Origin of the sequence: Faecalicatena contorta (genome assembly GCF_021531995.1) — a bacterium.
GTDB lineage: Bacteria > Bacillota > Clostridia > Lachnospirales > Lachnospiraceae > Dorea_A > Dorea_A contorta_A.
Map to the genome: position 1 here is coordinate 1 of NZ_JAFBIZ010000117.1, position 9,227 is coordinate 9,227.

The 9,227-nt window shown below is 44.2% G+C and carries 7 protein-coding genes and 3 pseudogenes; 2 read left to right on the forward strand and 8 right to left on the reverse strand.

What is annotated here, in order from left to right:
• The 3 genes and pseudogenes from JQM82_RS12970 to JQM82_RS12980 form a co-directional block, all read right to left on the reverse strand.
• On the reverse strand, nucleotides 1-191 hold a 191-nt coding region (locus JQM82_RS12970; RefSeq protein WP_235250791.1), incomplete at its 3' end, for a dihydrofolate reductase family protein.
• Between the two features lie 181 nt (nucleotides 192-372).
• Nucleotides 373-1,029: a hypothetical protein gene (locus JQM82_RS12975; protein WP_002303420.1), complete on the reverse strand. Its 657-nt coding sequence runs from the start codon at nucleotides 1,027-1,029 to the stop codon at nucleotides 373-375.
• Between the two features lie 330 nt (nucleotides 1,030-1,359).
• Nucleotides 1,360-1,821: pseudogene (locus tag JQM82_RS12980) on the reverse strand (IS91 family transposase); the annotation flags it as partial.
• 605 nt (nucleotides 1,822-2,426) lie between these two features.
• Here JQM82_RS12980 and JQM82_RS12985 point away from each other — a divergent pair.
• Nucleotides 2,427-2,807: pseudogene (locus tag JQM82_RS12985) on the forward strand (reverse transcriptase N-terminal domain-containing protein); the annotation flags it as partial.
• A gap of 80 nt (nucleotides 2,808-2,887) precedes the next feature.
• Here the strand turns inward: JQM82_RS12985 and JQM82_RS12990 are convergent.
• The 3 genes from JQM82_RS12990 to JQM82_RS13000 form a co-directional block, all read right to left on the reverse strand.
• The gene (locus JQM82_RS12990) at nucleotides 2,888-4,927 is read right to left on the reverse strand and encodes a recombinase family protein (protein WP_202572499.1); all 2,040 of its coding nucleotides are present in this window, start codon (nucleotides 4,925-4,927) and stop codon (nucleotides 2,888-2,890) included.
• A 135-nt stretch (nucleotides 4,928-5,062) separates the two neighbouring features.
• Entirely contained in the window at nucleotides 5,063-5,422 is a 360-nt protein-coding gene (locus JQM82_RS12995; RefSeq protein ID WP_242828270.1) for a DUF6788 family protein, read from the reverse strand.
• 56 nt (nucleotides 5,423-5,478) lie between these two features.
• Nucleotides 5,479-5,715, reverse strand: coding sequence for a DUF5372 family protein (locus tag JQM82_RS13000; protein ID WP_080633493.1), 237 nt, complete (start codon nucleotides 5,713-5,715; stop codon nucleotides 5,479-5,481).
• On the opposite strand from JQM82_RS13000, the gene JQM82_RS13005 reads away from it, so the two are divergent.
• A complete protein-coding gene (locus JQM82_RS13005; protein ID WP_235250796.1) occupies nucleotides 5,703-7,049 on the forward strand; it encodes a reverse transcriptase domain-containing protein in 1,347 nt (448 codons plus the stop codon). The two genes, JQM82_RS13000 and JQM82_RS13005, sit on opposite strands and share 13 nt — an antisense overlap.
• Nucleotides 7,050-7,162: 113 nt before the next feature.
• Here JQM82_RS13005 and JQM82_RS13010 read toward each other — a convergent pair.
• Nucleotides 7,163-7,858, reverse strand: a pseudogene (locus JQM82_RS13010) (IS91 family transposase); the annotation flags it as partial.
• A complete protein-coding gene (locus tag JQM82_RS13015; RefSeq protein WP_002587840.1) occupies nucleotides 7,851-8,738 on the reverse strand; it encodes a tyrosine-type recombinase/integrase in 888 nt (295 codons plus the stop codon). The pseudogene JQM82_RS13010 and the gene JQM82_RS13015, both read right to left, overlap by 8 nt.
• Nucleotides 8,739-9,227 lie beyond the last annotated feature (489 nt).

Here is a 9,227-nt window from a genome sequence, read left to right on the forward strand (position 1 = left end):
GAACGTTCAGTAACAACCTGATGAGAAGTATTCCACCCCATTAAGACAGTATCTATATCTTTGGTAAATTCTGTATAAGTGTCGATGTTTTCATTGTCATTTCCATGACCATTTAGCCAAGCTACTCCACCATTACCGTCCGCAATATATCCGTCAAGGCTCATGGCAATAAATAAAACTACTTTTCTCATTTTTTCTCTTTTATAAATACAAACAGGAATTTATTTCTCTTTTTTACTCATAAGGGAACAACTGATTGCTACAAATAAACCCATTAAAATCCATGGAAATGCTGCTCTTATAAAATCACTAACCATACTTTATTCCTCCTTAAATTCCAATTTCCTTAGTTCTACAAACTGAAATTTTTGCCTATGAATGTATCTTGTTCTTTATACGCAAACAGGCTTCTGTGTGCATAATCCAATGTCTTGAAAACGGCATTTGAATTAGTCCACAAATATCTTTATTACACCAATAATCAATCAGCCAAATTGCTTTTTCATTGTCGTTTACTACATTCAACGATTCTAAGTATCCTTTTCTTTCTTTCGGTATTTTTCTTTTCAATTCATCATAAGATAACCGTTCAAGCATTTTCTCAGTGCTTTCCCATACTTCGAAAATATATAAATATAATTCTTCCAGATTAAGCTGTTTTGAAAAGTCTGCAATCTGCTGTTTCATGAGTTCATTTCCTGTTGTAATGATAGGTGAATTGATACGCTCTTGATAATTGCCTGCAAAAAATACTTGTTCATCTTCATTTATCACTGTATGCACAACTATATCTTCAATGCGGAAAATATGCCAAATAGAATAAGCAATCGTCTTACTATGATAACCATCAGCGTTTATGAAGGGGATTGAGTTAAAATCTTCTCTGCATAATTCTTCTTTGAAAGATACTAAGGTTTGTATTAACTGACTTCGTAAAGTAAGTAAAGTATCAATACCCCTCTTATAAGTATCTTTCTTTTTTATTTGTGCCTGCATTGTTTTATTAAGTTCAGACCATTCCTTATTCATATTCAATACTCTCTCAAATTCTGATTTTATCGCCCCATACAAATTATTTCGTAAACAATCGGCGTCAGGACAGAGGAAAAAGCAGACTACATTTAGAATGTATCTGCCCATTCCTCTGGACTGCACACCGATTTTTACCAATTGAACCAAATCGCGTCAGGTTATCCAAGATACTATGGAATTTCAATGTGTTTTCTCTTCCCTGATTTTATCAAAAATAATCGGTTTTGAAAATCTGTAAATTCTTTTACAGACACTTTTGTGGATTGATAGCACGACAAATAGACCTTCCTGGTCAGAAGGCTTTCCAGACATATTTAATTGTATTTTCTACCCCGTAAGGGAATAGGAACCACGGAGTCTGAAGGATGAGAGCTTTCCACCACATACTTCACATTTACAGATATCTTTTTTATACAGAATCAGAAGCTTTTCGGCAACTGTCTTATTTCTTAACTGAGAGAGATATTGCATACTGTTTAAAAGCTTTCTGCATAAATCCATTTTCTCTTTTTTGCTTCGGCAGGAAAGAATACCATAGTGCCGAATACGTACAAACCCTTTAGGGAGCACATGCATAAGAAACATACGTAGGAATTCTGTCCCTTTCACAGTGTAAGGAATCATTTTTCCACCATTTTTGTAGTCCTTGGCAAGATAAGTGACTGTTTCGGATGTCATACTGATAATCCGGCTATTGCTGATGGCAATCCGATGTGTGTATCTGCCCAGATATTTAATCACCGAGTTTGCACCATTAAAGGCTTCTTTGGTATATACAACCCATTCCCTTGCGCGCGACACGAGGTCGCGTAATTAAACTGTTCGGCATTGACCGAACCTGTTATTCCATTAACAGTAGCCTATCGTCACCGAAGCGGCTGGCAACGGTCGTGAGGCAGCATGACGAGAAAAGGTAGCCCTCCCGAAAGGGTCAAGCCGAAGCCGTGAGGCAGAGGCGAAAAGCTGGAAGCAACATCCGGCTGGGGAGCTTGGCTTGTGTAGTATGGTGAATGTAGGTAAATCGCTAATAAACGTCGTTAGTGGGAACCAGGCTAAAGTTGCTGATAAGCCTGAACCAAAAGGTGTGCAGTCGGATGTTCCCCTGTAAGCTGGGAACACATGGACAGACAAGACTGCCGGCGGATAGGCCGCACCTAACCTACACGGTTGATTACGTGAAACGTGGTAAGCCCGCGCTTTCTCCGATATTCGGAAAGCTGACCGCAAGGAAAGCCGATAGAAACGCGGGTAAGGAACGCTGGAAAAAGCGAATGCCGACCTTGTAATGAGGACGGATAGGGATTGAAACAGTATCTCACGCGAAAGCGGGCCAACTTCCAGCAGGTCTATCTTTACGAGAGAATTTACAGAACTTTTGAGAGGAGGAATCACAAATGAACAGGAAACTGTGTGCGCCTGCTGACAAGGCACAAAGCTGGGAAACCATTAATTGGAAGAAAGCGGAGGCCTATGTTAAGAAGCTGCAAATGCGTATCGTAAAGGCTCAAAAAGACGGTCATTACAATAAGGTGAAATCCCTTCAATGGCTGTTGACACATTCTTTCTATGCCAAAGCATTGGCTGTGAAGCGTGTGACAAGTAACAAAGGTAAAAATACCGCTGGCGTAGACCATGAACTATGGAAAACACCAAGAGGCAAATTCGAGGCGATTGATAAACTCAAACGTCGGGGCTATCAACCCCAACCTCTCAGGCGGGTGTATATCCCGAAGAAAAACGGGAAAATGCGCCCACTGAGTATTCCCACGGTGACTTCATACTGCACACCTCCCAACGATGTTTTGGAATGCTGCCTCCAGTTAGCGTGAAGGCAGCTGGTTTATTGGAAAAAGTATCATGTGTAAAGTGCTTTTATGGATTCCAGATTGGAATCATCAATCAGGATTTCCCAGGGCCATCCCTGATGCTGCTTCCTTGCAGGAATCTTACCTGCAGAAATACCGTAGTAGACCTTTCCGGTGGAGATACCCAGCAGGGTGGCGGCTTCCGCCACGGAGATTCCCGTGCGGTTTCTTTGATAGGGTCCAGGGATATCGTGTTTATAACGAATCCATCGGACTCCGGCATATGTGAATGCTTTTCCTTCCGTAGTAGTCAGGCCCTCCTGATTTAACTGATCCGCGATCTCGAAATCGCTCATGACTGCTGCTAATTCCCGGATCCTGGAAACAGTACTGTCTGTGTGCTTTCTACGGTCGCCATAGGGAAGGTTCTTTTTTAAAGAAAGCTGTTCGCATTTTCCACTGCGGAACCGGATGCCGATTGAAAAATCAGGACATCGTTTTTCTGCCAGGACAGTGATATCGTCGATCAGGATGCGGACGATACGTTTCTTTTCTTTCGGCGTAGAAGTTGGTGCATTCCAGATTTTCGGGATCTTTTGTGCGAGATTCAGGATGTCCTGTTCTTCTTTTTCGGAAGGGACCCAGGCTTTTTTTGAATTGTATATGGCATAATCCTGTTTTGCTTGTTCCAGTTCTTTGAGCTTCTGGTTCCAGTTGGATTCCAGGGAGCGGACAACCAGCCTGTTTTCCGGGTCTGCGAGCATAAACTGCCGCTCTGCGCGGTCAGCTTCATACTGTGCGCGTTCGATAGAGAGGAGCCATTGTTTATCTGACATCCTGTTTGCGTCATTGATGCTGTGCATGACTTTCAGGGAGATCTCCAGTTCTGAAGGCTTCATGATGGCGAGGATTTTTTCGGAGACTGCCTGGTCAAGGGCTTCAGCGGGGACGGAGGAGCAGGTTGCTTTATTGCCATGCTCCCAGCGGCCAATGCATTCGTATAAAGGACGTATGCCGCCAGTCCCCGTGTAACGGACAGTCATACGGCGGCCGCATTTCCCGCAGATCAGGACTCCCGTAAGGAGGGCGGCTCCTTCACGAGCGGGGCCGCATCGTTCCGTGTTCGTACGGTTAGAGCCAAGGCGTTTCTGGTTTTCCTCGAATTCCTCCCAGGAGATATAGGCCTGGTGATGCCCGGGGAGAAATACTTTCCAGTCTTCTTTATCAGGAAGACGGACGGGATGGTGTTCGAAATGCCCATCGGAATCAATGGTTTTATTGTCACGGTAGCGCCCATACACATACGCCCCGGCATAAGCAGGATTGTGGATGACACCAAGGACGCGGCTGTGGGTCAGCGTTCCCCATGTGAGCTTTCCGTCCCAGGCGCCTCCGTAAGCGCGTTTGGGAAAAGAAAGATTGTTTTCTGCGAAATACCGGACAACGCCGTAAGCGCTTCCAGAAGTACGAAAGGCCCGGAACAGGGTGGAGAGGGCATGCTGCACTTCTTCATCGGGATCCATGATGGTTTTGCCATCAGGGTCATAAATATAGCCAACAGGAAGTGGGAAACGCAGTTCTCCCCTGGAAGCGGCGTTTTCTTTCCCACCGATCATACGGGCATGAAGGAAATGAAGTTCCGCTTCGCCCATGGTACCTTTCAGGCCGATCAGAAGCCTGTCATTAAAATCGGACATATCGTAGATACCGTCCTCGTCGATCACAAGGGTGCCGAACAGTCCACAAAGCTCAAGGAGCTTCATGAGGTCGGCTGATGACCGGGCAAGGCGTGATATCTCCAATCCGAACACTGCGCCGACTTCGCCCAGTGATACGCTTGTCACGAGCTGGGCAAAGCCTGGGCGTTTGGATCGTCCGGACCCGGATATGCCGAGATCCCCGTCGATCACGCGGATGTGTTCTTCCGGCCAGCCAAGCGATAATGCTCTTTCTTGAAGGGCGTACTGTCTCTGCGTGCTCTCCTGGTTGAACCGTACCTGGGCCATGGTTGACTGGCGGACATAGACCAGGGCTTCCCGGTTCAGGTGTTCCGCCCGGACTTTGGACGGAACTGATAGGTTCTGCTTCATTTTCATCCTCCTTTTCTGCTGAGAAGAAGGAGATGAAAAGGGCTGAAAGTGCCGATATGAGGTCCTCCGCAAGCCGGGAGTCGTTACCGGTCAGATACATGAGAGTTGTTTCCATTATGGCCTCCTCCTTTCAGGCTAAAGGTCGATCTCTCTGCGCCGGAACAGTTCCAGGTTGATGCCGCTGAGCTCTGTGAGCAGTGCTGTGATATCCTCGTAATCTTTGATGCATTGGGAGACACTGTCTTTATAAGCTTTGGGGACGGAGTCAAGATGCGTCTTCCCATTGTAATAAGAAGAAAGGTATAAGCTTTTGTGCCCCTCTCCGTTGGCACATCTGCAGTTAGGCTTGCCGCATTTGATGGATCTGGTGATCAGGGAAGCCCTCATGACGTGGGCCGGGTCCGGCATTGAGTCGAGGATTTCCTGACGGCGGGCTTTGAGAGTGTCAGTGGTCATGGATTTGTAAGGGTTTCTAATCTTATCAGTATTATTCATGATAAGATTATACCACAGGGAGCAGAAAAAGTCTACCCTGTGGTATTGGAAAAAGCCTATTTATACAGCAGTTCTGCGAGTTCAAGGAGAGATTTTATGGTATCAGCATCAAAATAGCTTTCTGAGAAAACGTTCTGCCCGGTGTCGGTGACCCAGGACTCAGGGACGGAGAAGACATCATCCCCGGAACGGAGCGAGTAGCGGCGCTGTCCATCTACTTTCCGGGTCTTCAGGATGGGAAAACTCTGCCCATAGAGGGGATGGTAGGGATGGAGGATCGTTGCTGTTCCCAAATCCCTGCTGCGATCAAGTGCTTTTTGCTGTTGCCGTGCCAACGATGACAGACCGTGCCATGCAGACATTATATAAGTTTGCATTGGAACCATTGGCGGAAACTCTGGCAGACCCAAACTCCTACGGCTTTAGAATTGGAAGAAGCACACACGATGCCATCGGGCAATGCTTCAACGATTTATGCAGAGCCGGTTCTCCACAATGGATTTTGGAAGGAGATATTAAAGGGTGCTTCGACCACATCAGCCATAACTGGCTGTTGGCAAACATTCCAATGGATAAGGAAATGCTCGGGAAATGGCTGAAATGCGGTTTTGTGGAAACCAAAAAACTCTTTCCAACAGAAGAAGGAACTCCACAGGGCGGCACAATATCGCCAGTTTTGATGAACATGACCTTAGACGGACTGGAGCGCATTCTGAAAGAGAGATTCCCAATGAGACGGGCGGTGGCAGGTAAAACTGTCTATGACCAGATTAACTTCGTGCGATATGCCGACGACTTTATCGTTACCGGGAAAAGCCCGGAAACTTTGCGAAACGAGGTTATGCCTATCATCAAGGATTTTCTTGCGGAGCGCGGTCTGCAACTCTCAGAGGAAAAAACGGTGATTACGCACATCAGCGACGGCTTTGACTTCCTTGGGCAGAGCATTCGGAAATACAACGGAAAATTGCTCATCAAACCATCAAAGAATGCGATAAAATCCTTCCTCAAAAAAGTGCGGGCTATCGTTAGGGAGAACAAAACCGCTACACAGGACTTGCTCATTTGCAAGCTAAATCCTGTCATTCGCGGTTGGGTCAATTACCACCGCTATGTAGTTTCGGCGGATATTTTTGGATTGGTTGACCACAGGATTTTCGAGTGCCTATGGAGGTGGGCTTGCCGCAGACACAAACGGAAAGGCAAGAGATGGATTGCTAATAAATATTGGCATCACATTGATAATCGGACGTGGACGTTTGCGGCGGAGCCTGCATTTCGCGGTAAGGATTTCGATGAAAAATACCTCAAGCTGGAATACGCGGCAAACACGAAAATTATTCGCTTCAAGAAAATTGCCGCTGAAGCCAATCCGTTCGATGAGAAATGGACGGGATATTATGAGGAACGTGACGGTGAAAGAATGCTGAACAGCACCAAAGGGCGGGAAAAACTCGTCAAAATCTGGAACAGCCAGAAAAGGTGCTGCCCTGTCTGCGGAGAAAAAATCACATCTGAAACAGGGTTTAAAACGCATTTCGTCACGGGAAACAACAGGAAATGGCCTGCTATTATGGTACATCCCTGGTGTCACCGAAATCTGCATGAACCAGGTTACCTGATTTGAGCCGGGTTTCGTTTTACACGAGGCCTTACGATAGGCTTGAGCCGTATGACGGGAAACTGTCACGTACGGTTCTTAGGGGAGGGGCTGGCAGTAATGCCAGTCTCTTACCCGACATAAAGCGTATCTAATAGTTCTTTGAAAGTATAATGATTTTGAAATTTTTGTGATGTTCCAGAGTATTGCAGTTTTCCTGATTCACGAAGCAGTTTGAGTTCTTTCAGGTAATGTTTCTTAAATACAGCTGACATCACTTTTACTGGAAAGAAAAACTTTTTTCCTTTATCTTTCCAATGATTAGTGGAATCCAGACCACCGCCAAGAACTATAGTGTGAAGATGGGGATGATAATTCATTCTTGAACCCCAGGTGTGAAGTACACAAATGTATCCGATTCTTGCTCCAAGATGTTTTGGATCAGAAGATAGTTCAGTCATAGTCAGATGTGCTGCATGATACAGTGCATCATATAAAAGCTTCTGATTCGAATACACTAAAGGATACAGTTCTTCCGGAATTGTAAATACGGTATGAAAGTACGGAACATCAAGTACATTTTCCTGCTGTTTATCAATCCACTCATCGACTTCCATACCCTGACACATCGGACAGTGTCTGTTCTTGCAGGAATTATAATGAATGTACTTCTTGTGACAGGATTCACATTCACTGATATTAGCTCCCATTTCGGCAGTTTTGCATTTGGAGATACATAGTGCTGCCATATGCTGTTCGGAAGAAAAAAGATGTGTTTCACTGTATTTCGGAAGGAACTGATGAAAAACATCCTGAATGGTGATTACATTACTCATTAGAATCACCATCCTTTTTCTTAGGTTTGCGACCGCGTTTTTTCTTTTGTGGATGATCTAATGGGCTTTTAATTCCCATTACTGTTTTGTTGGAGATATGGATATAAACCTGTGTCGATTCCAGACAGCGATGTCCAAGCATAGACTGGACATAATTAATGGGAACACCCTGTTCAATCATGTGACTGGCAAAGGAATGACGGAGAGTGTGAGGATGAACGCTTAATCCTGCATCTTTTCCAACAGCTCGAAGCATAATCTCAACACCACTTACTTTTAGTGGTTCATGAGGTTCATCCAAAGAAACAAACAGATAGTCTCTTTTAATAGGGTAACTTCTCCAATACTCTTTTAAGAGTTCAAGTGCCCGGTATGAGAGTATTGTCCAGCGGTCACGATGATTTTTGCTTTGGGGAACATAAACCTGCATCCTGCTCATGTATATATCTTCAGCCCTAAGCTTCACAAGTTCTCCGACTCTAAGTCCTGATGAATAAAGCAGTGCAATGATTGCTTTGTTTCGGATGTGTGAAGCAGTAGCAATCAGAGCTTCCACTTCACTAAGTGAAAGAACTTCTGGAAGACGTGCATCAATTCGCATTCTGGGAACAATGTCCTGATCCCAAGGTATATGAAGTACATGTTTATATAGAAATGCGATGGAAGAATTATAAAAGTTACATGTGGAAGCAGATACTCCACTTTTCCTTTTGAAAAGAATAAATTCTCTGGCATCCTGTAGACAAAGTTCTTCCATAGGTTTATTACCTGTCCATTTCATAAAAGAAGTGATATTTGATATATAAGTTTCTGCAGTTCTAGAAGAACGGTTACGAATCAGACATTCCTCTTTAAGCTGTTCAAAATATTTTTCGTACATAATAAATCCTCCATGTAAAAGTCAGCAATTCAAGGTATCACTGCTTACATGGAGGTGCATTGGAATAATAAAACCGCTTGCTAAAAGAACGGTTTGGTGTTAATCTTTTCATAGGCAGTGGTAATGTCGATCCTGTTTGATTGTTGGTTGTGGTGACTTAACAATACTACTTGTAGGACTTGGTTTCCACTGCTTTTTTATGTAGGAATAGAAAAACTGCGCCACAGCCTTGGCAGGCCATCGCGCAGCGATTTGGTTCAACTGGAATTTGTCTTACAACAATTTATATATGCATAAAAAGCAATATATTTATGAAAACACCCTAAATCCAAAATTTACTCAATTCATTTTTTCCTTACATAAAATGTTCTCGTATATTTCACTTCCTCACCAAGTGTTTCCCCTATCAAAACTTCAAAATCATTGATATCAAATTCTGGAAAGAATGTATCTCCATCTTCAATATTTAAATCTACTTCTGTGATATAC